This window comes from Nitrospirota bacterium (assembly GCA_040757335.1).
GTDB lineage: Bacteria > Nitrospirota > Nitrospiria > 2-01-FULL-66-17 > 2-01-FULL-66-17 > JBFLXB01.
The window spans coordinates 1-24,897 of sequence record JBFLXB010000020.1 but is presented as its reverse complement, the minus strand read 5'-3'; the positions used below and the strand labels follow the sequence as shown (position 1 = coordinate 24,897).

The window sequence follows — 24,897 nt, the reverse complement described above, 5'->3', positions numbered from 1 at the left end:
TTCGAGCTACGCGCGATCGCATTGCCCGGAGACAGAACGGGCCAAGATGATCACCAGGAAAAACGGGAGTTAGACTCCTGATTTTCGTGGTAAGATATGCGCCATGCTCGCTCGTTCCCGACACCTGGCCGTCCTGCAGCGTCTGCTCAGACAGTTTCCGGTTGTGGGCCTGATCGGCGCACGACAGGTGGGCAAGAGCACGCTCGCGCGCGCGTTGGCCGAGCAAACCGGCGACCGTACGACGTTCTTCGATCTCGAAGACCCTCGGGCCTTGGCGCGGCTCGACACGCCCATGCTTGCCCTGGAAGGGCTCAAGGGCCTGGTCGTGCTCGACGAGATCCAGCGACGTCCTGACCTGTTTCCCGTGTTGCGCGTGCTCGCGGATCGACGCCCTCGACCCGCTCGCTTCATTGTGCTCGGCAGTGCTTCCCCGCCGCTCTTGCGCCAGAGCTCCGAAACGCTCGCTGGACGCATCGCGTACCACGAACTCTCCGGGTTCGATCTGTCCGAAGTCGGACTGCGCGCGATCGACCGTCTGTGGCTGCGAGGCGGATTCCCGCTGTCGTTTACCGCCAAAACGGATGCGGCGAGTTTCCTCTGGCGCCGACAGTTCATCGCGACCTTCATCGAGCGGGAGATTTCGGAGTTGGAACTTCGCCTCTCGCCCGCGGTCATCGGGCGCTTCTGGAACATGCTGGCTCACTATCACGGGCAGACCTGGAATGGGGCCGAACTCGCCCGGGCGTTCGGCGTGTCGGAAAAGACCGTGCGCGCCTATCTCGATTTTCTGGTCGCGACGTTTGTCGCATTTCGACTGCCGCCCTGGCACGAGAGCGCCGGCAAGCGCGCGGTCAAAGCGCCCAAGGTCTACCTCTCGGACAGCGGGCTGCTGCATGCCATGCTCGGCGTGGGTACGCGCGATGACCTGCTCGGTCATCCCAAACGGGGCGCGTCCTGGGAAGGTTTCGCGATCGGCCAAATCATCAACCGCCTCGGCGCCCATCCTCGGGAGTGCTTCTTTTGGGGTCTCCATTCCGGAGCGGAACTCGACCTTCTGATTGCACGCGGCCGGGTGCGCCTGGGCTTCGAAGTGAAACACACCGACGCGCCCCAAGTGACCCCCTCGATGCGCTCCGCACTCGCCAACCTCCGTCTGTCTCACCTTTACGTCATCCATGCGGGCAAAGACACTTTCTCAATGGGGCCAAAGACAACCGCGCTGCCCCTTGGTCGGGTGTGGACGGACCTCGCCGACCTCAAGTGACGTTGGGTGAACGCCGCAATCGCATCGCAATTAGGAGCCGCACTCACGGTTCGCCGGAGAAGAACGCGTCCTCCAGATAGACCCCGGCATCATTGCCACCGCCGCACACATTGATCGCGGGCTTGTTGCCAAATCCACAGGTCGTCAATTCGCTTCGCCTTCTCCATGGGTTGAACCGTTAGTCGCAGGGTCCCAGAGTCACAGAGTCGAAGGGGTCAAACATGTTCGACTCGTCGACCCTGCGACTCTTCGACCTCTCCATTTACTTCCCCGGCGAGTACCAGATCGGCGACGTATAGGCCCGTTCCTGCGTGGTCATCGGTACCTCCTTCGGCAACGTGACCTTGAAGTATTTCGCGTCATAGGCCGTCCAGCGCGGCGTTGGGATTTCGATGACGCGGGCGTAGTAAAAGGCGCGTTGGGTGGGGTCGAAATCCGGATCCGTCCACACCGTGATCAGCTCCGGGTCGCCGATCGTGTTGGTCCAAAGTGCATTCTGCACATCCACGGTATTGCCGACCGGCGGCAACTTGCCGGTTTTCGCATCCGGCTTGCGCCCGCCCGACCACACGACGTCGTGGACCTTCTCGTGCACCTCGCCCTTGGCGTCCAGCCAGCCTTTGATGATCTGGATGCGATCCAGATTCGCGCCGATCGGGTCCTTGAGGGCGGCGACGAGAAACGTCGGCGACTTCCCTTTCGGGGCATCGCGCAAATCACCGCCCATGGGTACGCCCTTGGTGTAGCCAACGGCCGCCGGCAGCCGGCTCAGTGCGTCCGTGGCCTCGAAGTCCCAGCCGCCGAAGAAGCGCACCATCATGCGCGGGCCGGTGGTGGCGTAGACCTCCTTGCGCTTCATCGCATCCCACAGCGCCTCGCGCGTGTTTTCCGTAGCCCAGACCGCCGCATAACCCGAGGCGGCGAGTTCCCACGACATCACTGTCTTGTCGCCGGACTTCGTGAACACGTGCGTTGTCCGCTCGGCGCTTGGCTCGTAGGGTGGGGCTTTGGAGAAGAAGTTTTCTTCTTCCACTGCCGAGATGCCGGTATGCGCATCGGTGCTGCCGATCATGCCGAACTTGAAGGGGTTGACACCGAGCTGCTGTTCAAGTTTCAAGCCGTTCTTGAGTGAGGCGCGCGCGTATTCGGATTGGAAATATTCGTCCTTGTGCAACTTGGTGCCGTTGAGGTTCATCTTGTCCCAGGCCTCATAACCCGCGAACTCGTCATTGGGGGACAGAAACCTGTGCGACTCGCTGTCGCCCTTCTGCTGGGTGACCTCGACCACCGGCTCCCAGCGGGCGCGCGCCTCGGCGTACTTGCGGGTGAGCGGATTGCCCAGGAAATCGGCCAGCGCGAACATTCGCCCGCCGCTGACATTGCCATTGTGCGGAATCGCCAACACCCGGCCGCCCGTCTTCTCCTCGTAGGCGGCCAGCACCTTCCACAGATCTTCCACGTTTTCGCTGTCGGTGGCCGAGAAGGGGAAGGACTGGATGGCCTTGTCCGCGCCGTCACGAAAGATGACGTTGCGGTGCAGGTTGTCGCCGTCCGGCATGCTGGTCCACTCGTAACCAATGAAGGCGGTGAACTTGCCCGGCTCATTGAACCGGTCGGCGGTCTTGATGTAGGGCTCCCAGACCGAGCGGATGAACGCCGGATCGGTCATCACCTTCGGCAGCTTGTTGGCAGAAAGCGCGCCGATCATGTCCCATGCGGCCTTGACCGCCGTGTCGCCGCCGGCGGCGATCATATCGTGCCATTGCTTGACTTGCGGATCGGCCAACAGCGCGGGATTGCCCTTGATGACCTCGACCATGCCGCCGAAGGCTTCGGCGTGATCGCTGACCACCAGGAAGTCGAGCGGACGCGACAGCTTCGCCGGCTGGCCGGTGGAGGTCGTCACTTCCTCGCCCCGGGCGAAGCGATAGGCGGTGTCCGGCCCCACCTTCGCGCCGACGGCACCGGCATCGAGCGAGATCGCGGTGTGCAGGTGCGTGTCGCCGAAGTAGGGCCGCGTGGGGAAGTTGCGCCCTGCGTACGGCGAATAACCCGGCTTCTTGAAGGCCTGTCCGACAGCCTCTTTGTCGATCGCGCCCAGGTCGGTCTGTAGTTCCTGCTCCGCGGCAAATGCCGGCACCACGAAGGCGACGACGAGCACCATCGGGAGCATCGCTTTCCATATCTTCTGTCTGAGCATGGTCATTGGCTCCTTGTTGGTTATTTAAAATGATGCGATTCGCTGAATGACCCAAAACATGGCCACGCTGCCGATGGCATAGGCCGGCACCAGCTTCGCCCAGAGCGGGATCGGCATGCGGGTGCGTCGGATGATGGCGATAACGGCCAGCACGGCGGCGACAAACATCAGCTGGCCGGCCTCAACGCCGAGATTAAAAAAGAGCAGCGCAATCGGGATCTGTCCCTGCGGCAGACCGATTTCGCTTAAGGCGCCGGCAAAGCCGAAACCGTGCAGCAGCCCGAACGTGAACGCCACGATCCAGGGCGCACGGGCCGTCAGTCCCTCCCGCCCGGCACGCGCGTGAACGATCTCAGCGGCCACGAAGACGATCGACAGTGCAATGACCGCCTCGACCGGCGCCTGCGGCACGTGCACGAACCCGAGCGTCGCCAGCGCCAGCGTGACGCTGTGCGCCACGGTGAAGGCGGTGACGGTTTTGACCAGACGCCGGGTCCCGTTGGCAATCAGCAGAAGCGCGAGCACGAACAGCAGGTGGTCCACACCAAGCAGGATGTGCTCGACCCCGAGCGTGAGATAGATGCCCGCCACCGTCAGACCTGATTGACTCGCGGGAATCACCGCCACGGGTCGACCCGGCGTCAACCGTTGCGTCCAGGTCGTACCATCGGCGAATTCGATACGCACCAGGGCGTCGGTCATCGTCGCTTCGAGCCCGTCAATGCGCACCGATTGGCCGCGCAAGGGGTTGATCGCTTTCAACCGCCACGTCTGCACCTCAGCGGCGCCGGACTGTCGCTCCGTGACAGGCGTGAGCGGCTCAGTGCGCCCGGAGAATTCCGGCGACAGCGCCAACCGCAACTCCCCTTGCATTGGCGTTTTCCAGAGCACGCGAAACTCACCGGCCCGTTCCTCGTGCAGCTGAAGATAGGCCGGGCGGACTTCATGAGCCCAGACCGGACCGGCGGCCATCAACAGCAGCGCCATCGCGACCGCCCGATTCATCTCACTATCTCCGTCAGCGGCCAGATCAATGGTTTGACGCTTTCATCCAATTGGATATCGTATTTTTTGAACAGCGAGGCAAAAAACTGTTTGTTCGCCTGGGTCTGCTGCGCGTGACGCCACTCTTCCGCCACCTGTGCGCGCACCTCCTCGAACGGGCGCGGCTCGGCGGCCTCCCTCACGTCGATCCAGACGAGATGAAACCCGTAACCAGACTTCACCGGGCCCTGCCAGGAACCGGACTGCAGGGTGAACACCCTATCGGTAAACTCCGGCCCGAAGAGACTGGTCACCGTCTGCTCATCCACCCCGGTGTAGTCGCGCTCCAGTAACGTCCGCTCGCCCGGCTCGGCCGCGGGGTCAGCTGCAAGCGCCTTCAGCCCCTGCTGGGAGGCCGATTCGGTTTTGAAATAGAGTTGGGAAAACGAAATGCGAGCTGGCGTGACGTATCGCACGCGGTCAATATCATACAACCGGCGCAACTCTTCCTCGGCCGGTTCGGCAAGCTGCGCCGTGTCCTGGACGAGAAACTCCATCTTCTGCGCCAACCGACGGCGCACGACGGTGTCGTTCTCGTCCAACCCAAGTTCCTGCGCTTCGCGGGCGAGAAGCTCCTCCTTCAGGTAGTCCGTCACGAGGCCGCGGAGCTCCCGTTCGTCGGGCGGCCGCTGCCACTGACGCGCCCACGTCTCCTTGAGCCAGTCCACCTCCGCCGCCGTGATGCGCACGACGCGCGGTTCCGCCTCCCCGCGATTGAGCCAGGCATAAGCCGAAAACAGCAGCCCGCCAATAAGGAGAAAATGGAGCAATGGTTCCTTGAGCCAGCGCTTCACCGTTACGGAATGCTTTCTCGGGCCGATGGTTGAACGACGCGGACGGTTGCGTTGGCGGATTATCGTCGCAAACGGCACCACATTTCAATGACTCTCGGTGCCAGATCACTATTGACCTACAGAGCGAGGCTGGTCGGAAGGTCCGGTCTGACCTTTTGGTGCTGCTCAATCAACCCAGTGTGACAACGGAAGACTGTCTCAACAGAGGGGGTCACCCCAGCCGAGTGTGCTAATTCGTGTTAGAAATCATCGAGAAGGACAAGAACTCTTGGAATCCGTAGAATCAGCAGAATCAAGCCACGCCGCTGTTTTGACAACGAAAACGGGGAAACCGTCGCAACATCAAGCCCCAAGCCACAACCCGTGTTGTCCGTTCGCAATCAGCAGGTCACCGGCTCGATCCCGGTACCCTCCACCATTTCAAAGACTTAGAAGCCTGATGACCTGCTGAGTATAAAATCAGCAGGTCACGGCTTATGGTCATTTTCCCCTGCCGCGAGATAGGCAACGCCGCTACAAAGCTCATTCACGGCGACGTGCGAAAATACTTCTTCACCCTGGAATACGCACGATTGCGCCCAGCGCAAGAATATGTCGTGAAGCGTGGACCGGTCGCCCGTTAGACGATAGTCCTTTCTGGACGGTGAATGCCTGGAGGCGCGATATCGGTGGCTCAGCGGGCCCACGGCCACCAGTCTTCAGTCCTTCGGGATCAGATCGCGGCTCCGCTTGATTCCTACAACGATCAGCATTATACTGAATTTCAGATTGATCGGATAGTCTGAACTGGAGGAATCGCGATGGCGGTGGTCAAGGTCTGGGGCAGGGGACAACTGACGATTCCGGCTTCGCTACGGAAGGAACTGCGATTGGACGAGGAGACGACGCTGAGCGTAGTCAGGGCCGGAGACGCGCTCGTGTTGACGCCCAAGAAGTTGATCGGCGACGCTGTGGCCAAGAAAGCCGCTCGGGAACTGAAAAAAGAGGGACTGACGCTCGAGGATCTGTTGCGCGATTTGGAGAAACAGCGGCGCCGGTACAACCGAGAACGGTATGGAGGCTAAGCGATGGCGGGTGTTCCTCGATACCAGCGCCCTGATTGCGGGCCTGATCTCGCAGACGGGCGCGGCGCGCGAGGTCCTGCGCCTGTGCGAGGCCGGCGTCGTCGAAACGTTGGTGTCTCCACAAGTCCTGACCGAAGCCGACCGCAACCTCTCCGAGAAGCTGCCCGGATTGGTGGCTGACTATCGCCTGTTGATCCAGTCGATCGCGCCTACCCTTGTCGACGATCCAGCTCCTACGGAGGTCTCCCGTCTTTCCGGCGTGATCCATTCCAATGATGCGCCGATCCTGGCAGCGGCCATTGAGGCCGAGGCCGATTATCTCGTGACTTGGAATACGAAGCACTTCCACCAACCAAGAGTGCGGCAAGCCGTTCGCTTTCAGATCGTGACGCCCGGCGAGTTTCTCCTTGCATTCCGAAACGCATTGTCCGAAGGCCCTTGATACCGCGGCCAGCGGGAGCTACCGAATCTTTCGGCGACCCTCATGGCCGTAAGACCCGAAGATTGTTTCAACAGAGGGTTCACCCCACCAGCTTGTGCTAAATTAGCAATCGTCGAAAAAGCCAAGCACTCTTGGAATCCGTAGAATCCCTGAAATCGAACAACGTCGCTGTTTTGCCAAAGAAAACGGGGAAACCGTCGCAACATCAAGCCCGAAGCCACAACCCGTGTTGTCCGTTCGCAATCAGCAGGTCACCGGTTCGATCCCGGTACCCTCCACCAATTTCAAAGACTTAGAAGCTGATGACCTGCCACGTACACCCAGCAGGTTACCAGCACCTCCCTCTCTCATAATTTCAAATCACTTGTGAGCCCTGTAGCTCGGCTTCCCGTCGACTGCACTGAGATCGCGCAACGCCAATCGGGCGATCAAGAACTCCTCGCGGGCCTGGTCGGGCACAATGGTGGTGGCTTCAACCACCTCTTTTGATGTTGTCTGAAGCGAGCCTTGAACTGACACGAACGCCGGTTTTGGCGTCGCGCAGGAGAACCCGCAATACCTCTGTTCACCGCCCCACCGATTGCCGTTCCACCCAGAGCCGTTGCCGACGGAGGGCGTGGCGCTTGGCTTCTACCCACGCCAATCCGTGACAACCGGGCAAGTATTCGCCTCGGTAGAGGGCCTTGGCTTCCTTCAGACGATCTTGGGCCGACGCCATCTGGCCAAACACACCCAGACGCTGGGCCTGACGAACCGCTTCCTCGAAGGCCCAACAGTCCACCCAGCAGGATGTAGCGTTGAGCGACAGACGTGCTCCGACGACCGTGATCAATCGCGATCCCGTTGGCTCTGATCGGCCCAAGGTCTCCTGGAGGCGATGGAGCGCCGCGTAGAGCTTGCTTACGCGCTCGTCGTCGCCGTACTTCGGCCACAGCAGTTGTGCGAGCTCGGATCGCGGGACCTGCTGGCCGCCCAGCGTGACCAGCGCCAAGAGCACCTCCAGCTCCTTGGGATCACGCCACCCTTCATTCGGGATGATGCGCCCGTGGAGGAGGATCTCGCATCGGCCAAGGGACTGAATCACCAGTGCCGGTGACCTCCCGGCGTGAGCTTGGGCCATTACACGGTCGTCAACACGAAATGCGATGCTCACTCGCCTGGATGGGGCGGCGGACTCCCCTTTCTCGGCCTGGTCGATTTCACTCTGACACGTTTTTCCAACAAGATGGCCCACAGCTCCTCCATGCCGTGAAAGGGGGTCTGGTGCCCGCGCCGGACATCCTCCACCACGCCCACCAGACTGTCCGTCGGCGTCTTGGTACGCTGGTAAATGCGCACAACAAAGCTCTCCATTTTGACACTCCGGTTCTCACTGAAAATGCCGTAATCACCTCGTCCGGCTACAGGCATCCCAGCACCGCCGTGACCTGATTGGCGGCGGCGTTGAGTTGGCTCGCCTGATCCGGGGTAATCGCCTTGCCCGATTGGGCCTGGGCTTCGTTACTGAACGCATTGAGCAGGTTGCACGCCGACGGGAGATCTCCGCCCTGGGCCGCGGTGAGGGCGTCTTGGGCGTTCTGCAGCTTGGCATCCAGGCTGTTCTCGATCCCCTGCTTGAGATTGAAGCTTTGAACGAGCCCCACGAGGGCCGCGATTTGCTCGGGCGCTCCCTGAACGATCACCTGGAACTGTACGCTGGCGCTGTTTCCCGCAACATCACTTGCCATGCACGTCACGGTGGTGGTCCCGATCGGGAAGGTGCTGCCCGAGGAAGGTGTACACGTCACCCCCGGGGCTGAATCGCGATTGTCGGTCGCCGAGGCGCTGTAGCTGACCACCGCCCCCGCCGGGCTGGTGGCGTTCGTGGTGATCGTGCCCGGGACAGTCAGAACCGGCGGGGTTGTGTCTGCCACCGGTTCCGCCACAATGAAGGGCGATAAACTTGACACCTCTCCACAGATCATGTTCGTGGTCGTATCGTTCGTCGTGGTGACGTCCGTCCAGGCGTCGGCTTCGTAATGGAGCAGGCGAAGCGCCGTCGGATCACTGTACTGTACCGGGTCATAGTTGAGACACACGGTCACGGGAGCGGTGTACGCCGCTGTCGTGGTGATGTCGTAGTAGGTGGGTGGATCGCCGAGTTGGAAGCCGGCCGGAGGCGTGGGACCGGTGCTGTTCGTGGTCACGGTGGTCTTGCCAGGGACAGTGACCGAGGCGAAGGTCACGGTCATGCCGCTATCAGGAGATACTTGTACATTACTTCCGACGGGGGTATTCCGTTGCTCACAGAGTGAATGTCGGTCAGCGTTTCCGTGGGCGATATTGGCCCGAGCCTCCGGAGAGAGTTGGGCCAAGATCCCCCGCCAGAAGGTAATCAGCCCGGCGTACGCTTTCGGCGCTTTCGGATAAGGGGCATCCACATCGGTGCCGATCACAAAACGGTGGGAATACTGTTCAAGCAGGGCCTTCCAATCGGGTTTCAGCATTCCCGAGTCATCGACAATTCCGAAAAACCCTCCCTGCCGAAGATCCCGATACGAGAGCTCAACGTAGAGGTTTGGGTGACGCTCCAGTAGTCGGTTGAACCAAATCGGCGACGAGTCCGGCGATGGTGCCGGTGGTTCATCAAAAAAACTGTCGTCTGGACTGGTAACAATGGGGAGTTCCCAAAACCCTGACGGGTTATCATAAAACCCGGCATGAGCCCAGATCCAAATTCCCTTGCGACCGTCAAATTCCATGTCCAGCAGCCGCTCCATCTGCGCCACGGAGGCTTGGGTTGCTTCCATATGAACATTCAAAGGAATCTGGAATGCCGCCGACAAGGCCCACAAGCGCTGCATGAGCGGTGAATCCGCTGGGTACACAGATGGATGGCTGAAGGGATCAGTGTCTGGACCACCGGGGTGAGAGTTTTGATTATTTGGAAAGAGCTCGCCAATTCCAGAGAAGCGTCCCAGACGAAGGTTCGCTTCGAGGCCTGAAAGATAGGTCAACATGTTCGCGCTGAGAGTTCCAGCGTTCGCATCCCCCAGGTCCAACTTGTCGTCAAAGGTGATTTTGCGAAGAACGTCCATGCCGCCATAGGGAATGTACCGCCCCGAATCAATCGCGTCGATCGCGGTTTCGAAATCCAGGACTCCTCTGTCATCAACAATCGGGGCTCCGCTGTCATCCATGGCAAATGGAAATACCCCCCCATTGCATGCTCGCACCACTCCAACTTCATCAAACACGTCCACGAGGACCTGAGGGTCCCGGGCCCAGTCCGGGTGACCATGAAAGTGCAGATCGATGATCGGGAGCGCGTCCGCTTCGGCCTTCGTTTGGGCCGGGGTTCGGCCGAACTTGGCCACGAATGCGTCGGTCGCTCCGCCGTTGAAGGCCCTCCCGTAGGCATCCGGGAACTCCGAAGAAGAGGGCGGGAAATTCGGAAAATCCTTAGAAGATGTTCGCCCCGTGGCGTAGACATTGCCCCACCCATCGACGGCGACGCCGTGCCCGATATCGTCTCCGCTTCCTCCCAGGTACGTGGAATAGCTGAGATCGGCGCAGTCGTTGTACCGTCTTCCGGCGATCTCGCAGGGATCGTTCGGGAGAGTGTTATCGAGTCGCAGCTTCACGAGATATCCGTCCCGCGTGACGTCGCAGGTCCCGTCGGTCCCGCACCTCCGATCATAGGCATCGAGTGTGGTCGGAAAATCCGCAGAGGTGGTCCCGCCGTTGACGTAGACGCTGCCTGATGACGGGTCAACCACGAGGTTATGGCCGTCTTCGATTCCCTCACCCCCCAGGAACGTCGCATAGAAAAATCCGAAGGTGTTCAGCGCCACCACGAACTGGTCCACTCCGCCATTAAAGTCGGTATCGAACGCGCCGGGGGTCGTCGGGAAATCCGACGATGAGGTCCGACCCGTGACGTAGACCTTCCATTCCGAGAGCAGGTCGATCCCGATGCTTCGGTCCTCCTCGCTGCCGCCCAGGTAGGTGAAATACTCAAGGGCGCTTCCCGCCGCATTCAACTTGGCCACGTAGCCGTCGAATTTCCCGGTGTCGCTGCACGGCGCCGTCACCGTTCCGCAGTCGAGATCGTACGCGGAGACCGTCGCGAGACCAGGAGAGAGGGTGTCGCCGGTCAGGTAGGCGTTGCCGGCCGCGTCCAGCGCAATGCCCCCGCCGACATCGCCGCCGCTGCCACCCAGGTAGGTGGAGTACACCAGGCCGGTGCCATCGGAAGTCAACTGGGCCACAAAGGCATCGCCCCATGAGCCGTTGTACTTTTCGTCAAAGGCCCCCGGTGTCGTCGGAAAGCCGGGATCCGCATAGTCAGGAGGATCGGACTCAACCGTTCCGATCACATAGGCGTTGCCCCTCGCGTTCACCTGAATATCGTGGCCGGCGTCCTGGCCGCTTCCGCCCAGGTACGTCGAGTACACCAAACCGGTCCCGTCACGATTCAGTTTCACAACGAACGCGTCGTAGCGCCCGCCGTTGCAGAGCGTATCCGTGCCGCAGGTCCTTTGGTAGGCGCCGTCCGTAGTGGGGAAATCCGGGGACGTGGTCTCGCCGGTGAGATAGGCATTGCCTTGCGGATCGACGGTGATCGCGTGGCCGCCATCGTAGCCGCTTCCCCCGAGGTAGGTGGCGTAGACGAGACCGGTCCCTGCCGGATTGAGCTTTGCCACGAACACGTCGTGTGCCCCCCGGGCGCCGAATGTGGCTGAGTCGACGCCGATGTTCAGCGACGTCGTGGAACCGGTCACATAGGCGTAACCCAGTGCATCCGCTTCGATGGCCGCATCGATGGCCCAATCCAGACCGAACGCCTCGCCGTCTTCGTCGCCGCTCCCGCCCAGAAACGTGGCATAGACGAGGGTCGGGTCGATGACCAGGGCATGGTTCCTGTCATAGGAGGCGACCTCGAAGGTGTAGGCAACGGCCGGGGATGGGTCCTGGCGAGCCGCAGGCGCTGCCATCTCATTCCGGGTTGCCGCGGTCGCTGCGCTCGTCGCCCCGACAGGTTCGAGGACTTTGAATTGCGCCGAGACCGCCACCCGTTTCCCATCGATGTCCTGATACACGACGGGCTTTTTCTGCAGGACCGTGCTCCCTTTCAGCCGAATCTCCAAATCCCCGGCCTCAGTCACCCGCAACGCCTCGACTCCCTCATACGCCAACCTGACCGTGGACGGGTCCGCGCCGGGTTTGACGATGACGTCGTACTCCAGTTGCCGATTGGTCCCGTAGAACTTCAGGTCGATGCCGGGATAGATCTCCTGATACACCACGGCGTGATAGGTGGGGATCCCGCTCCGCCACTTCGTGTGATCCCGGCCCACGAAGTAATTCACGGTCCCTTCCTGCAAGCCCTCCCCCAGGATCGTGGGCTTCTTGTTGCCGCCAACGGCAACAAGTTTGATGGTCTCCGACCCGCGGCGGTTGACCAAGGACAGGGAGATCCCATCTTTCATAAACGACGTGGCGTGACCACTTCCCTGCTCATAAAACAGCACCCGCTGATCCACTTGCCCCTTGTTCTGGATAAAGGAGAGCGGTAGGTTGCCGTACGCCCGTTGAATCTGGGCGGTCGAAGCCTTACCCACGGCAGCGTGCTTCTCAGGTACTTCTTGCTGAGCCAACGGGGTGGAAGCGTTGGGAGGGATGATCAGACCTCCCCCGAGCACACCCAGGATGACCAGCTTTTTCACAGGCGTCATTGGAGATCCTCCTTGCCCATCTCGATCAGCACCCTTCGCCAGGCGGGAGCTGAGCGAGCAGCTTGGCGATGATGTTGTTCGCGTACTCGGTCAACAACCCGGCCGCCGCGTCGGAAATCTTCTTGCCGCTCTGGGCCGCGATTTGATTCTTGAACGCGCCCAGCTCGTTCACCGCCGCACAGAGGCTCTCTTTGGTGGATGCGCTCCACTCAAAAGCCCTCTAACTGCAACCCAGTGTCGTTCTAATATTGGTGGCTGACTGGCGCAAGGCATCCGCTTCCTCTGGGCTAAGCTGGCCGGTCTTTTCCTGTATATCCACCCGCGTGATAAAGGAAGCAAGTTGGGCACACACCCCCGCATCGTTATTGGGAGTATCATCGGTCAGTAGATCCACAGCCCGAATCAACGGAGTGGCTAATACCGCCTCCACGTTGGCAGGTATATCCAAATCTGTGACCATGCCTGTCAGATTCTCAGTCAGTTGCTCCGCCGGGATACGGTCCAGAAATCCGTTGACGGTCTGCGTCGTCCCCGCTGGATCAACTCTGAGCACAGTACCCGCACAAAAGACATCATGATCACGAGTTAAGTCGCTCTCACCGGAGTATTCAGAGAAAAAGATGCCCGTTGGATCAGAAAATCTAATCCTGATTAGGTCGGTACCCACCACTTGAAACGCGATTCTGTAACGCCCGTCGGCATCCGTAATGCTCGTCCCGGAACTAATAGGCACTGTCTGCGCGTTATCTGAAAGAAAAACAGCGACTTGGACGCCCTGGAGAGGAACACCGGTCTCAGCATCAACCACGGTACCATGGATAGCCCCTTGGACAGGCCCTTCGGGCGCCGGGAGAGGCTCCGCGAGTTGCATGTCTTCTGTCTTCAGGCCGGTTCTCGTATCCGGGAGGACACTGACTACGGCCCCCCCACAAAACTCGTCACGCTCTGTATCACCGTAGAACTCTGGAGATAGAAGCCGCCCAAATTGGTCTGAGCCAGCAAATCGAACCCGGTATGAACCGGAAGGGATATTGGGGCTATTGAAGGTCCCATTATAATCGGTAGCAGTGGTGGCCGCCTCAACTGCATTCTTGCTGTCCAGGATAGTGACTTGGATACCGCGAATCCCGGCACCACCGGCATCCACGACAGTACCGGTGATGATTTGGTCTGCACCAGCTACGGGAACCCCAATGCAGAGACACAACATGAATAATGGGAAACCCCCGATTACCGTTGCTATTGATCTTTTCATCGCCGGTCCTCCATCCTTATGTTGGTTTATGCTTTCTATCCCCGAACAGTCTGTGGCTTACAAAACACCCGTCACGCTGGCCGCCTGAGCTACCCGTCACGGCAAGCGGCCGACTAGTTGGATAGCTTCCATGACCAATGGATAAACCATCGCTTGCTCGTCACAATCGATGATCCAGTCGTTCTTGTCGGGGCTTCCGGTGGTGGCACAACCGTCGGTCTTCCCCAGGATGTCGTTTTGCAACTTATCCAACGCCTCCTGGTACAGCCCCTGTTCGATCAGGCCCAACACGGAGTTGATCTTGTTGGTCAGCGCGTTGACCAGGTTGCTGTTTTTGAACACGCCGGGGTCCAGGTTGTTGATCGTGGTGATGGCGTCGATCAGCTTGTTCGTGGTCTCGCTCTGAACGGTGGTGGCGACGATGGTGACGTTGGCCGGGTCGCTCGCCGCCAGGCCGTCGTGGACCACAAGGCTCACGACATACGTGCCGGCTGCGTCCGCGACAAACGACGCCAGCATAGCGGTCGCGTCCACCAGCGCCGCACTGCTCCCGGCGGGAGCCGAGACCAGGCTCCATTGATACGTCAAGGGATCGCCATTGGCATCGGCACTGTCCCCGCCATACAGCACCACGGTGTCACCCACCAGGACGGCCTGATTGCCTCCGGCGTTGGCCACGGGCTTGACGTTCGTAAAGCTCACCGTGATGGCATCCGGGTCGCTCGCGCTCCACGGATCGCTCACCACCAACTCGATCACATAGTCGCCCTGCGTATCGACCACGAAGGTGGGGCTGGCCGCGATCGAGTCCGACAGCACAGCACTGCTGCCCTCCGGGCGCTGAACCACGGTCCAGGCGTAGGTCAGGGGATCGCCATCGTCGTCGTAGCTTTGGCTGCCGTTCAGTTGGACCGTGGAATCGAGCACGATGACCGCCAGATCCGGTCCTGCATCCGCTACCGGCTTGGTGTTGGACGTGCTGATGCTGACGGTATCCGGCGCGCTTTGGAGCCCGAGGCTGTCGGCCACGATCAGATCCAGGGTGTAGCCGCCGGGCACGTCCGCCGTGAAGGACGGGTTCACGGCCGTAGGTTTTGAAAGGACCGCTGTACTGCCTGTCGGCTTGGAGGCGAGGGTCCAGGAATAGCTTAGAGGATAGTGTCCGTCGGGATCGGTGCTTTGACTCCCGTCCAGAGTCACCACGGTACCGGCGTGACCGGATTGGTCGGGACCGGCATTGGCGAGAGGCGGCGTGTCATGCAGATCGCGGATTTCGGTGGACGAAAGGGCGTAGTTGTAGATCCGGACCTCGTCGATCGCCCCTGAAAAGAAGTCGGAGAGGGAGTAGTACCCGCCCGCCCCGATCGTCACGGGAGCATTGTTCAACAAGGGCGGGGCAAAATACGGAGGTTGAATTTCCAACTGCAACGCGCCGTCGAAATAGGTTCTCGATCCTCCGGCATCAATGGTCACGGCCATATTGAAATATCGGTTGAGGGGTACGGGGCGGTTGGACACCAACGACGAGAAGTTCCCACCGCCGATTTGATGAACATAGGAGGCCTTGCCGGGGTGAAAGGGATGATCGTCGGCCAGGATCCTCAACGTGTAGTTGCCGAAGAACGGCCCTTTGGACAGGATCCAGTTCTCTTTTGAAGAGTCGGGAACCTTGAGCGTCGCGAGGATGGTGAAGGACGACAGATCAAACCGAAATTCGTTGGGGAGCAGCACATAATCATCCACCCCGTCCAGCAGCAGCGCCCCGCTGGCGTTGCCCGCCCAGTCCGCCGTGAACGAGCCGCCAAACAGGGTGCCGTGGTTACCCTTCCCGCTGATATCGTCCGCTGAGCCGTTGAAGTCGTAGTGGGCAATCAGCGGGTCAGGAGGCGGTAATGCGAACGCCGACACGTACACGTCCTGGTTGCCGTCTCGCGAATCAACGTAGGCCACGTGATTGCCGAAGACATTGTTGAGCCGCTGATCCGCCGGATGCGACGTCACCTGGAACGTCTCGCCGGTGCTGATACGGTACAGATAGATCTCGAAGTTGCCCGAGGCGTTCGATTCGAAGGCGATGAGGTCGCCGTCGATGGTCGGGGACAGGTTCGCGGCGCCGGCGTGTCCGAGCGTCCGGCGCTCCCCGGTGTCCACGTTATAGGCCTCGATCGTGGTGGGGGTGCCGGTGTTACCGACGACAGCCTGCCACGTTACCCAGCTCCCGCTGGTGGACGGGAATGCCTCCTGCAAACCAGGGTCCGCCGCAATCGTCACCCGGGCGCCGCTACGCATGTCGTAGGCGGTAACGTCGAAGTGCACGTCGGGCAGCGAGTCGATGCGCTCCATCCACGTTACAAGGTTGGCGCCGATCTCGAGGTTCGAAGCCGGCGGAATCGGCCCGGCGATTTCGATGGGGCGTTCGCCACGGGCCAGGCCGTCTAGGTCCAGCAGCATCACTCGCGTCGAGGCGGCAGCGCCTTCGACCCAGGCGACCTTACGGTCGTGAACCCGGGCTTCGAAGATCTCCGTGAGCTGCGAGAGCACCGTGGTCATACCGCTGGCGATCTCGTAGAGCTTCACTTCGCCCATGCGGCTCGTCGTGCTGAGGTACGAGGTATAGACGATGTAGTCGCCGCTCACGTCGTTGAGCTGGTCGTTCGTGCCCCCTTCGCTGACCAGGACGGGGCTGCCGAGGAGCCTGGTGTCGCTCACGCGCTGGTAGAAGACCTGGCCGACGCCGCCAGAGAGGCTCGTGTAGACCACCAGGCTGCTCGCGTTGTCGGCGCCCAGGGTCGGCGTCGTCTCCGTGGCCGTGGACCGCGTCACCTGGAGCTCGGTCGTAGCGAGTTGCGCCCAGGCCATGCGAGCGGGAGACAGGGCCGCCACAACGAGGACGCACAGGGCGAGTCGGCTAACCCACGGAGCATGTCGCATATCTGTTCGGTCCATCGGTCTCATCTCCCTTCTGGGTATGGGAAAGTCGGCAGATCATTGCTCTTGTCGAACAATGTCCCCGCGCAATGCCGGCCACGCATCCTGTGGCTCCTGTCGCCTAAGGCCGAAGGGGCGCCGAGGTCTGGGCGCGGATATTGTTGTGTCCATCCCCTTCCCCGGTTAAGTACGTGTGTTGGTGGTTCTCGAACGCATCGATCCGGCTGCGCAGTTGGTCCACATCACCGAGGGACGGACATGGCCTGAATGCCCGCATCCCTGGAATTCGTCGGGCAGCGAAACCAGCCCTAACCGGCCATCGTCCGCCGACCCCACACCAGCCCGGCTAGAAAGGAAGGGCTGTTCCAGACATTTTTCGTATAGTGTTCGCGTATTCCGGTTCGAATTCATTGTGTTTCTCCTTGAAAAAGAGTTCTGTGGCTCAGAGCCATGGGAGGACGAGCCCTCACTTGACACTCCTGGGAGCACCGTGATCAAAGTAGCTACTCCTCCCCGCCTACCCGGTGATACCGGTACTGCTTCGCCCCGTGGGCGGTCATCAGAATGTTTTCCACCACCACGGCATCGCCGATACGGAGCTCCACGGTCAGGCCGTTGGCCAGATCGAGCGTGGGCAGCAGCACGTTCTGGCGGTGCACGGTCAGGCGGCCCGCGCCGAAGTCGATCTTGACCCGCATGTCGCGCGTCTTGAGCTTGTAGGCGGTCGCCACGCCGTCGTCGATATCGTCCTCGTCGTCCGTCGACGCGAACCGAAAGTCGGAGAACGGGGCGGCAACGATGGGCACGCCGTCGACCAGAACGGCCAGGATGTCGTCAGGTGCGGGCAGCGGGGCGCTGACGTCGGCCTTGATGGACACATCCGCGATCCTGCCACCGGGTTTCTTGAGATCGATCTTGGCCTTGTCAATGGACAGCGCGATCGCGGGCGACACCGTGATAAGCAGCGAGGCCGTGACCTCGGCATGTCCATCCGAGACGGTGAGCAGGACGGTGTAGGTGCCCGCCGCGGCGAAGACGTGGCTCGGGTTGGCGTCGGCGCTCGTGCCGCCGTCGCCGAAGTCCCAGGCGAAGCTGAGTGGATCGCCGTCCGGATCCGACGCACGGGCCGAGAATTGCACGGCCAGCGGCGCGGCACCTGATACCGGAGATGCGACAGGGCTCACGGTGGGTGCCGCATTGGGCTCCGTTACCGTGATCTCGAGTGCGTCTTCACCGACGAGGCCAGTGGCGCTGAACACCACCAAGTGAGCGATGTAGACGCCAGATTGCAAGTAAGTGTGCACCGGTGAAATGTCCACCGACGGCAGCGATGCGTCGCCGAAGATCCAACGGTAGGTCAATGCTGCTCCCTGCGGATCATGACTTTGCGACGCATCGAACTGGACAGTGAGAGGGGCCGGCCCTGTCGTTACGTTCGCTGTTGCCACTGCCACTGGCGGTAGAATCGGAACCACGTGGATCACCATGCTATCCGGGGCGCCCCACGCCACAGAGTCGGCAGCAGCGACGGTCAGGACATAGTCTCCAACCATGTCCGTATCGAAAATTGGATTGGGCTCAGTCGGATCCGATAAAGTCGCCGAGCTGCCGCTAGGAGCCGAGTCGATCATCCAGCTCCAGTACGCGATCGCATCGCCGTCCGGATCGATAGCTGTCGCCTGGAGGAGCGTAATCTGCCCAAGGAAGATCGTCTGATCCGCCCCCGCGGTAACCACCGGAGGCTGATTGACCTGCGCCCAGGCCGAGAACGGCACGAGCGCCGTAGCGAACAACGTCGCTGCGATCCGATTCCGCATCATTCTCGAAAGCATGGCTTCCTCCAATTCGGCATGGCCTGATCGCCTTCGCGTCCACAGCGTGCCGCCATTCTGGATTCGCCATCCGGCAGTAGAGGCGAATCGTTCCCGTGTTTTGCGCTTTTGTATCAGACCACGTCTTACATACGTCTTACAGATGCCGAAGTTTTTGCTTCATTCGCTTTTTCAAGGTCTTAGCGCTCAAGGATTTGGGGTCCCTTCTCGCCTTGGCCGTGCTTCCCCGGTTTTTTCACCAAAATGGGCGACGCTCCTCCATGCCGTGAAAGGAAGTTGGGCGGTCCGGTGCTCGGTCGGGACGGCCTAGACGCGAGATGAAAAAGCCCGCGGATACCACCGACAAAATCCCGGCCCTCCAGGCCCGGACCCGTTTCGGCGAAATCCTCAAGAACGTCCAGTCAGGACACGCCCGTTACCTCGTGGAACAAGGGGGGATTCCGGTCGCCGGAATCATCAGCGCCGAGGAGTTTCAGCGGCTGATCCAGGAACGCGAGGCCAGATTTCACGTCATCGATGAGATTCGAGCCGGGCTACCGCCTGTCTCGGAGGAGGAGGTCGTCACGGACGTGGCCTCTGCGGTCGCGGCGGTTCGAGCCAAACGGCGTGGATCCTGACGGTGAGTTGAACGGCTTGGCAGTCCTCGTTATACTGGCAACTACCACTCTCACAGCGAGGGAACTATGCGGGAGACACTGACAGGCACCATCCACGGGAAACATATCGACCTCGAACAGGGATCCAGGCTCCCCGATGGGTCGCGCGTCTCCGTATCAGTCGAGCCGCTGCGGCGTGTCGATGAGGAGGGACGGCGGGCGATCCTCGCGCTCGCGGGCGTCTGGAGGGACGATGCGTCGCTTCCGGAGATTTTCAGGGAGATCGCTGAAGAACGCCGCGCGCATCAGGGGCGGGATCTCTCGATCCCGTGATTCTGCTCGACACCAACATCCTCGTTGCTTATCTTAACGGCTCTCCCGGCGTCGCACAGCGTTTGGTCGATCATCTTGGAGACATCGCCGTCCCCGCGCTGGTGGCCGCTGAACTCTATTATGGGGCGTCCGCCTCGGCTCGTGCCGTCGAGAACCTGGACAAGCTTGAGCGACTATTTCGCAGCCTCCCTATCGTCACTTTCGACCTCGATGCCGCGCGAACGTTCGGCGCGCTAAAAGCGGCGCTACGCCAGCGGGGTCGCCCGACCGGTGAGACCGACGCTTGGATCGCGGCGATCGCCCTCGCCCACGACGCAACGCTCGTCACTCACAACACGAAGGATTTTGCCCAGATTCCGGGATTACGCCTGGCGGACTGGCTCGCCTGACCACTCTAGTCCGCCGAATTCGCCCCGACTACCACACCCGGCTGAACGTCAGGTGCAGCGACGTGAACTCGGCGTGGATCGAGTCGTTCTTGACACCAATCAGGATGGTGAGCGGGCTATTGATGCGCCGAGGAGCCCAGGCCGAATTGCTGAATGCCTGGCGCGATCGGCGTTTTCTGGTCGTCACATCCCCCTTTCTTCTGAACCAAGTTGAAGCGCCAGATGGGTCCGGTTGACAGAGGTCCGGTTTCAAGAGTAGGATTTTTTCATACCACAGGGGATCGAGTCATGGGGACCGCCGTCAAGAAAACGATTTCGCTTCCATCCGACCTGGCAAAGGACGCCGAGCGGATCGCACAATCCGAGGGGAAAACCCTGAGTGCCGTGATTCAGGACGCCCTTCGGCTTGCCCGGCGCACTCGCCTCAACAAGGAGTTCCAGGGAATCCAGGGCTACTGGAGCCGACTCGCGAAGGAACGGGGCATTCTGACCGACAAAGACCTTGAGCGATTTCTCACCGAGTGAGAGTCGTCTTCGACACCAACATCTTTGTCTCCGCCTTTGCGATCCCTGGAAGCCGTGCCGAGGAGGCGATCCGCCGGGTGGTGAACGGTCACGACTCCCTGATCATCTCCAAGGCGATTCTTGAGGAACTGCTCACCACGCTTTCGAGAAAATTCAGCCGCGACCAGGAAGAGCTCGCCCACGTGGCGGTGTTTTTGGCGGAGATCGGCACGCTCGTCCATCCGAAACGCCGCGTGAGGATTCTCAAGGACGATCCGGACAACCGCGTGCTGGAATGCGCCGTGACGGGACGTGCTGACGCGGTGGTTACCGGAGATCGGGCGATGCTCTCCTTGGGCCGGTACCACGACATTCCGATTCTCACCTTGGCCCGATACTTAGCGCCGCCCTGATGCCTACCACACCCGGCTGAGCGTCATATGCAGCGACGTGAACTCGTAGGATTCTTCGGCGTTTGGGCCGAAGGGCAGGCTGGGGTTGGTGTACGTGACCGAGTTCTTGAACGCGTACTCGATCCCTCCATCGATCCGCCACTTGGCTCCCAGTTGATAGCCGCCGCCGAACGTCGCGTGGTGCTCGCCCGTGGGGGCCAACAAGGGGTTGATGGTCTCCGGAGACAAGGGATGCCGGGCGTAGTTGTAGCCCGCCCGAATCACGGAGCGCGTTGTGGGCTCGTACGCGAGGCCGAGGGCGAGCACGTACTGATCCCGCCAGTTCTGATCTTGCGTGACGTTGATGGTCGCGGGCGCGGACGGGTTGTCGGGATCGCGAGCCTCCAGGGTGGATCGCTTCACGGCTCCTGACCAATCGATCCAGTTCACCTCCCCGGCCAGCAACCACTGGTCGGTCGGCTCAAACGCGAGGCCGATGCCGAACTCCTGGGGTTGGTCGATGCCTTCGGCCGACACGGACCGGTATGTCACGGGTCCGAGGCCCGCGGCCGACATGTTCACGATCATGCGCCCGTCGTCGAACTTCAGGGGCACGGCGCTGGTATACGCCACGCCCACCCGCACGCGCTCGCTCGCGCGGTAGAGCAAGCCGACCTTTGCGCCGATGTTGACGGTCTCCAGGTCTTTGAGCTCGGAGCCGAAGAAGGATTGCGTCGGGTCGGGATCCACATAGGAGGTGTTCGGAAAGAACTTCTGCTCGAAGCTCGAATAGGTGACGAGCAGCGAGGCGCCCACCGAGAGCGCGTCGTTGACCTCAAACGCCACAGCCGGCGTCAACCGCGCGATCAGGAAGGCCACGGACAATTCATCGCGCGTACCGAAGGCGGTGTTCAGCGCGTCGTGTTCCACGCCCGATCCCCCTTGGGCAAAGAGGCCGATCCCCACCGTGGTGCGATCGCCCAGGCGATGGCCATATCCGAAGTTGGCAAGCTTGGCCGGCGGACTCGAGAGCTTCGCGTCATTGCCGAACGTATCGGCATGTCGAAAGCCATCCAAGACAAACCCGACGCCAAAGTACAGATCGAACCGGCGATTGTCGATCTGGTTGAGTCCGGCCGGATTGGTATTCGCCGCGGTGGTGTCGCGGGCGACCGCCAGATCAGCCCCGCCCATGATGTACGACTCCCCGCCAAACCCGATCAGGTTGAGCCCGTTCGAAGCCCAGGCCGGGCTCGCGAGCGCGAGATAGGCGAACCATACGAAGCGGACAGGGTAGGATGGAGAAATCCAACTGCGCGACGACGATCGCGCATCACGAGGGGTGACTCACGGATGCTCGTATCTGCTGATGAATCGTCTCAGTCGTCGGAGACGGCGGGATCTGGAGCTGGGCGTGCAACGTCTCGCGGCAGCGGCGATACGTCGCCAGCGCCTCGGCCCGCCGTCCCAGCGTCTCATACCCCAGCATCAGGCGCTGGTAGAACGGTTCCACCAGCCGGAACAGACGCGGCCGCGGCAGCACCACGGAAAGCCGCGGGCGGCTGATCTTGGCGATGGAGCGTCCGCGTTGTCCCGCCATCACTCACCTCGCCCCCGCCGGGTCCCAGTTCCTGCCGCCGATCTTGATAATTGCTGGCCGTAAGGCCTACGAATTCGTCTGCTCGCCCGCCAGTTTGAGCACGGCGGCGCGAGTCTCAGGAGCCAGGCGAAACCGCAATGCGTCCAGTTGCTCGACATACTCCCGGATGGATGACACGCGGCCGGTCCGCTTGGCGTCCAGTAACACACCAAGCGTTCCCGTCACCCGAATGTCCAACGCGCTTGCGACCCTCCTGGCCAGCGCATCGTCGAGGATGACCACGGCGTCCCGCAACTCCAATGCCAACATCAACACCTCCGTTTCACCCGGCCCCAGATCGGTGACCAGGGGCAAAGCGGAGACGCTGGCCGGACGCCGGACAACCATCCAGTCACACGCCGCCGGATCCGGGAGGTTCAGACCCACCGCTCGTCCTTGTGCCAGTTCTTCCACCACCGCCTGCGGCACGATGACGCGTCCCGCGAAGGCCGGCAACAGATGCAGCAACCCGATTTGATGCAAATACTGAATGGGCGAGGTGTTGCAGATCACCTCAGGCAATGCGCGATTCCCTCTGGAGCTGATCCTCCGTCAAGCGAAAGGTGTCGATGCCGTAGTCGGCGAGTTTGGTCAGGAACACGGTCCGGGGCACGCCGGCCAACCGGGCCGCCGCCCCGGAGGATAAGCGTCCGAGCTCGAACAGTTTCATCGCCGCGGCCATCCGCAGCGCCTCGCCCATCGCTTCCGGCGCGAGCTTCAGGGCCAGCAGTGTTTCTTCCGGAATGTCCACCGTAATCCGGCTCATCGTCCGTCTCCTTTCACATTTCGTGGGCCTCAGAAATCGTAGACACCTTCAGGATAGTGAACTTGGAGGTAAATCACAAGACGACGAGCCAGCCGCCTCCGGACGTGAGACCCGAGTTGGAGTTTGATTCCGCGCATCACGAGGGTTGGCTCGCGCCCGCTCGTATCTGCTGGTGAATCGTCTCAGTGGCCGGCGACGGCGGAATCTGGAGCTGGGCGTGCAGGGTCTCGCGGCAGCGGCGATACGTCGCCAGCGCCTCGGCCCGGCGGCCCAAGGTCTGATACCCCAGCATCAGGCGCTGGTAGAACGGCTCCACCAAGGGATCGAGGTCGATGCCGCGCTGATAGCACGCCACCGCCCGTTCCCAGTCCTTGCCGCGCTCCCAGCACCGCCCCAGTTCGCCCAGCAGCGCGACCAGCCGGCCATGAATCTTCTCGCGCCGACTCACGGCCCAGGCCGCGTCGCTCTCCTCGCGCAGAAAGGGGCCGGGGTACAACCGGAATAGCTTCTCGGCGGTGGCACACACCGCCTCGGAATCCGGCGACGGTCTCTTAAGCGTCTGATCCAGATCTCGAATGAGCCGTTCGACGCTCCACAGATCCACCCACACCCGCTTCGGATCCAGCGTGAGTCGTCCATCCGCAAGGGCTATCGCCTCCTCCCCCAGCAGCTTTCTCAGACGATGTAACGTGGTATCGAACGCCCGCCGGGCCGTATCCCCATCCGCCTCGGGCCACAGCGCTTCGGCCAGCTCGCTCTGGCCCACGTCACGCCCGCCGTGCGCGATCAGCGCCTTGAGCAACGCCAGCGGTTTGCCGTGTTGGCTGCGCCGGCCCATCGACAATGGTTGATCATCGAGCAGGATTGAGAACCGGCCCAAGGTATAGACCTTGACCGGCCACGGCCACGTCTCGATCGCATACGGCGGCGAATCGGGAACCAGATGCCGCTTTCTGATCAGATCCCGGACATAGTCCACCTCGATGCCATGCTCCAGCGCCTTCGCGCACAGCCGCGCCATCACCGACGGCCGCCACCATGGGTGGTTCACGTAGCCCTGCTCGCGGCCGATCACCATCGCCCGAAGCAGGGCGGATAGCCCTCGTTCCACTGCCTGCTTCTCCGGTTTGCGATTCTGTTTACGGTCCGACAGATCCAGGTCCATCTGGGCCTGAGCGAATAAGGCCAGTTGAACAAAGTGCTGACAGTTCGTTTCCTGGGCAAGACGAGACGCCTTCTCGAGATGCGGCCCGACCTCTTCTTGCCGGCCACATTCCAGCAGCGCCTGCATCAGCGCAAGGTGGCATTGCGTCTCGACAAAGGGCCATTCGCGCGCATGTCCCAGGGCGTCCGTAGCGTGCCGGAGAGCCTCTGACGGATTTCCGGTCAATATGGCCTGACAACCACGATGTAACTGGTGACTCGACAGAAACATTGGTTGCCCGCCTGGCACAAGCTCACTCGCGTTTGCCAAGTATTGCTTTGCGTCATCCCACCGGCCCATGGACAACGTGGCGTACACCGCCTGGGCGACGAGCCAATAATCGTGGTAATGCACGCCACTCTCTTGCCCGAGGTTTAAGCCTCTTTCCACGGCGTGAAGGCAAGCTGCTAGGAGGCTGTCGGACTTGAGCGTGTTGAGCGCAGTATTGGCCGGACTCGTACGGTCCGCAGGCGCTGAGGGGCCGTCAGCGGCCCCTCAGCGGGCCCCAGGCCGGTCCCTGGTCGGGTCATCCGC

Annotated in this window: 24 protein-coding genes; 8 read left to right on the top strand and 16 right to left on the bottom strand. The window is 61.3% G+C overall.

What is annotated here, in order from left to right:
* Positions 1 to 103: 103 nt before the first annotated feature.
* Entirely contained in the window at positions 104 to 1,264 is a 1,161-nt protein-coding gene (locus tag AB1451_11300; protein ID MEW6683489.1) for an ATP-binding protein, read from the top strand.
* Between the two features lie 262 nt (positions 1,265 to 1,526).
* Here the strand turns inward: AB1451_11300 and AB1451_11295 are convergent, their stop codons facing one another.
* From AB1451_11295 to AB1451_11285, 3 genes are read right to left on the bottom strand one after another with little or no spacing between them, the layout of a single operon-like run.
* Positions 1,527 to 3,428 (bottom strand): DUF3604 domain-containing protein, encoded by a 1,902-nt coding sequence (locus tag AB1451_11295; GenBank protein ID MEW6683488.1) that lies wholly within the window; start codon positions 3,426 to 3,428, stop codon positions 1,527 to 1,529.
* A gap of 60 nt (positions 3,429 to 3,488) precedes the next feature.
* Positions 3,489 to 4,469 (bottom strand): HupE/UreJ family protein, encoded by a 981-nt coding sequence (locus AB1451_11290; GenBank protein ID MEW6683487.1) that lies wholly within the window; start codon positions 4,467 to 4,469, stop codon positions 3,489 to 3,491.
* Positions 4,466 to 5,302, bottom strand: coding sequence for a peptidylprolyl isomerase (locus AB1451_11285; protein MEW6683486.1), 837 nt, complete (start codon positions 5,300 to 5,302; stop codon positions 4,466 to 4,468). Before AB1451_11285 ends, AB1451_11290 begins: the two co-directional genes overlap by 4 nt.
* An 800-nt stretch (positions 5,303 to 6,102) precedes the next feature.
* Between AB1451_11285 and AB1451_11280 the strand changes: the two genes are divergently transcribed.
* Entirely contained in the window at positions 6,103 to 6,366 is a 264-nt protein-coding gene (locus tag AB1451_11280) for an AbrB/MazE/SpoVT family DNA-binding domain-containing protein (protein ID MEW6683485.1), read from the top strand.
* Positions 6,367 to 6,376: 10 nt separating this feature from the next.
* Positions 6,377 to 6,808 carry a putative toxin-antitoxin system toxin component, PIN family gene (locus AB1451_11275; GenBank protein MEW6683484.1) on the top strand — a complete coding sequence of 144 codons (432 nt, stop codon included), beginning with the start codon at positions 6,377 to 6,379 and terminating at the stop codon, positions 6,806 to 6,808.
* Between the two features lie 565 nt (positions 6,809 to 7,373).
* Here the strand turns inward: AB1451_11275 and AB1451_11270 are convergent.
* From AB1451_11270 to AB1451_11240, 7 genes are all read right to left on the bottom strand, one after another.
* Complete coding sequence (locus AB1451_11270; protein ID MEW6683483.1) at positions 7,374 to 7,892, bottom strand: BTAD domain-containing putative transcriptional regulator; 519 nt, start codon at positions 7,890 to 7,892, stop codon at positions 7,374 to 7,376.
* A gap of 65 nt (positions 7,893 to 7,957) precedes the next feature.
* Positions 7,958 to 8,161 (bottom strand): hypothetical protein, encoded by a 204-nt coding sequence (locus AB1451_11265; protein ID MEW6683482.1) that lies wholly within the window; start codon positions 8,159 to 8,161, stop codon positions 7,958 to 7,960.
* A gap of 47 nt (positions 8,162 to 8,208) precedes the next feature.
* On the bottom strand, positions 8,209 to 12,525 hold the full coding sequence (locus tag AB1451_11260) for an SBBP repeat-containing protein (GenBank protein MEW6683481.1): 4,317 nt from the start codon (positions 12,523 to 12,525) through the stop codon (positions 8,209 to 8,211).
* Positions 12,526 to 12,550: 25 nt separating this feature from the next.
* Entirely contained in the window at positions 12,551 to 12,697 is a 147-nt protein-coding gene (locus AB1451_11255; protein MEW6683480.1) for a hypothetical protein, read from the bottom strand.
* Positions 12,698 to 12,745: 48 nt separating this feature from the next.
* On the bottom strand, positions 12,746 to 13,780 hold the full coding sequence (locus AB1451_11250) for a carboxypeptidase-like regulatory domain-containing protein (protein ID MEW6683479.1): 1,035 nt from the start codon (positions 13,778 to 13,780) through the stop codon (positions 12,746 to 12,748).
* A 96-nt stretch (positions 13,781 to 13,876) separates the two neighbouring features.
* Positions 13,877 to 16,603, bottom strand: a complete 2,727-nt coding sequence (locus AB1451_11245; protein MEW6683478.1) for a PKD domain-containing protein — start codon at positions 16,601 to 16,603, stop codon at positions 13,877 to 13,879.
* A gap of 608 nt (positions 16,604 to 17,211) precedes the next feature.
* On the bottom strand, positions 17,212 to 18,525 hold the full coding sequence (locus AB1451_11240; GenBank protein ID MEW6683477.1) for a PKD domain-containing protein: 1,314 nt from the start codon (positions 18,523 to 18,525) through the stop codon (positions 17,212 to 17,214).
* Between the two features lie 332 nt (positions 18,526 to 18,857).
* Between AB1451_11240 and AB1451_11235 the strand changes: the two genes are divergently transcribed.
* From AB1451_11235 to AB1451_11225, 3 genes are all read left to right on the top strand, one after another.
* Positions 18,858 to 19,157, top strand: a complete 300-nt coding sequence (locus AB1451_11235) for a type II toxin-antitoxin system Phd/YefM family antitoxin (protein MEW6683476.1) — start codon at positions 18,858 to 18,860, stop codon at positions 19,155 to 19,157.
* A gap of 66 nt (positions 19,158 to 19,223) precedes the next feature.
* Entirely contained in the window at positions 19,224 to 19,469 is a 246-nt protein-coding gene (locus AB1451_11230; protein ID MEW6683475.1) for a hypothetical protein, read from the top strand.
* Positions 19,466 to 19,858: a type II toxin-antitoxin system VapC family toxin gene (locus tag AB1451_11225; protein MEW6683474.1), complete on the top strand. Its 393-nt coding sequence runs from the start codon at positions 19,466 to 19,468 to the stop codon at positions 19,856 to 19,858. The genes AB1451_11230 and AB1451_11225 overlap by 4 nt, the downstream gene beginning before the upstream one ends.
* Before the next feature lie 28 nt (positions 19,859 to 19,886).
* Here the strand turns inward: AB1451_11225 and AB1451_11220 are convergent, their stop codons facing one another.
* On the bottom strand, positions 19,887 to 20,045 hold the full coding sequence (locus AB1451_11220; protein ID MEW6683473.1) for a hypothetical protein: 159 nt from the start codon (positions 20,043 to 20,045) through the stop codon (positions 19,887 to 19,889).
* Between the two features lie 101 nt (positions 20,046 to 20,146).
* Between AB1451_11220 and AB1451_11215 the strand changes: the two genes are divergently transcribed.
* Together AB1451_11215 and AB1451_11210 are read left to right on the top strand one after the other, a co-directional pair.
* Positions 20,147 to 20,383 carry a hypothetical protein gene (locus AB1451_11215; protein MEW6683472.1) on the top strand — a complete coding sequence of 79 codons (237 nt, stop codon included), beginning with the start codon at positions 20,147 to 20,149 and terminating at the stop codon, positions 20,381 to 20,383.
* Positions 20,380 to 20,775, top strand: a complete 396-nt coding sequence (locus tag AB1451_11210) for a putative toxin-antitoxin system toxin component, PIN family (GenBank protein MEW6683471.1) — start codon at positions 20,380 to 20,382, stop codon at positions 20,773 to 20,775. The genes AB1451_11215 and AB1451_11210 overlap by 4 nt, the downstream gene beginning before the upstream one ends.
* A gap of 3 nt (positions 20,776 to 20,778) precedes the next feature.
* Here AB1451_11210 and AB1451_11205 read toward each other — a convergent pair whose 3' ends face one another.
* The 5 genes from AB1451_11205 to AB1451_11185 form a co-directional block, all read right to left on the bottom strand.
* Positions 20,779 to 21,948 (bottom strand): outer membrane protein transport protein, encoded by a 1,170-nt coding sequence (locus AB1451_11205; GenBank protein ID MEW6683470.1) that lies wholly within the window; start codon positions 21,946 to 21,948, stop codon positions 20,779 to 20,781.
* A 139-nt stretch (positions 21,949 to 22,087) separates the two neighbouring features.
* Positions 22,088 to 22,354 (bottom strand): bacterial transcriptional activator domain-containing protein, encoded by a 267-nt coding sequence (locus AB1451_11200; GenBank protein MEW6683469.1) that lies wholly within the window; start codon positions 22,352 to 22,354, stop codon positions 22,088 to 22,090.
* A gap of 66 nt (positions 22,355 to 22,420) precedes the next feature.
* On the bottom strand, positions 22,421 to 22,906 hold the full coding sequence (locus AB1451_11195; protein ID MEW6683468.1) for a DUF3368 domain-containing protein: 486 nt from the start codon (positions 22,904 to 22,906) through the stop codon (positions 22,421 to 22,423).
* A gap of 1 nt (position 22,907) precedes the next feature.
* The gene (locus AB1451_11190) at positions 22,908 to 23,159 is read right to left on the bottom strand and encodes a UPF0175 family protein (protein ID MEW6683467.1); all 252 of its coding nucleotides are present in this window, start codon (positions 23,157 to 23,159) and stop codon (positions 22,908 to 22,910) included.
* 136 nt (positions 23,160 to 23,295) lie between these two features.
* Complete coding sequence (locus AB1451_11185; protein MEW6683466.1) at positions 23,296 to 24,717, bottom strand: BTAD domain-containing putative transcriptional regulator; 1,422 nt, start codon at positions 24,715 to 24,717, stop codon at positions 23,296 to 23,298.
* Positions 24,718 to 24,897 lie beyond the last annotated feature (180 nt).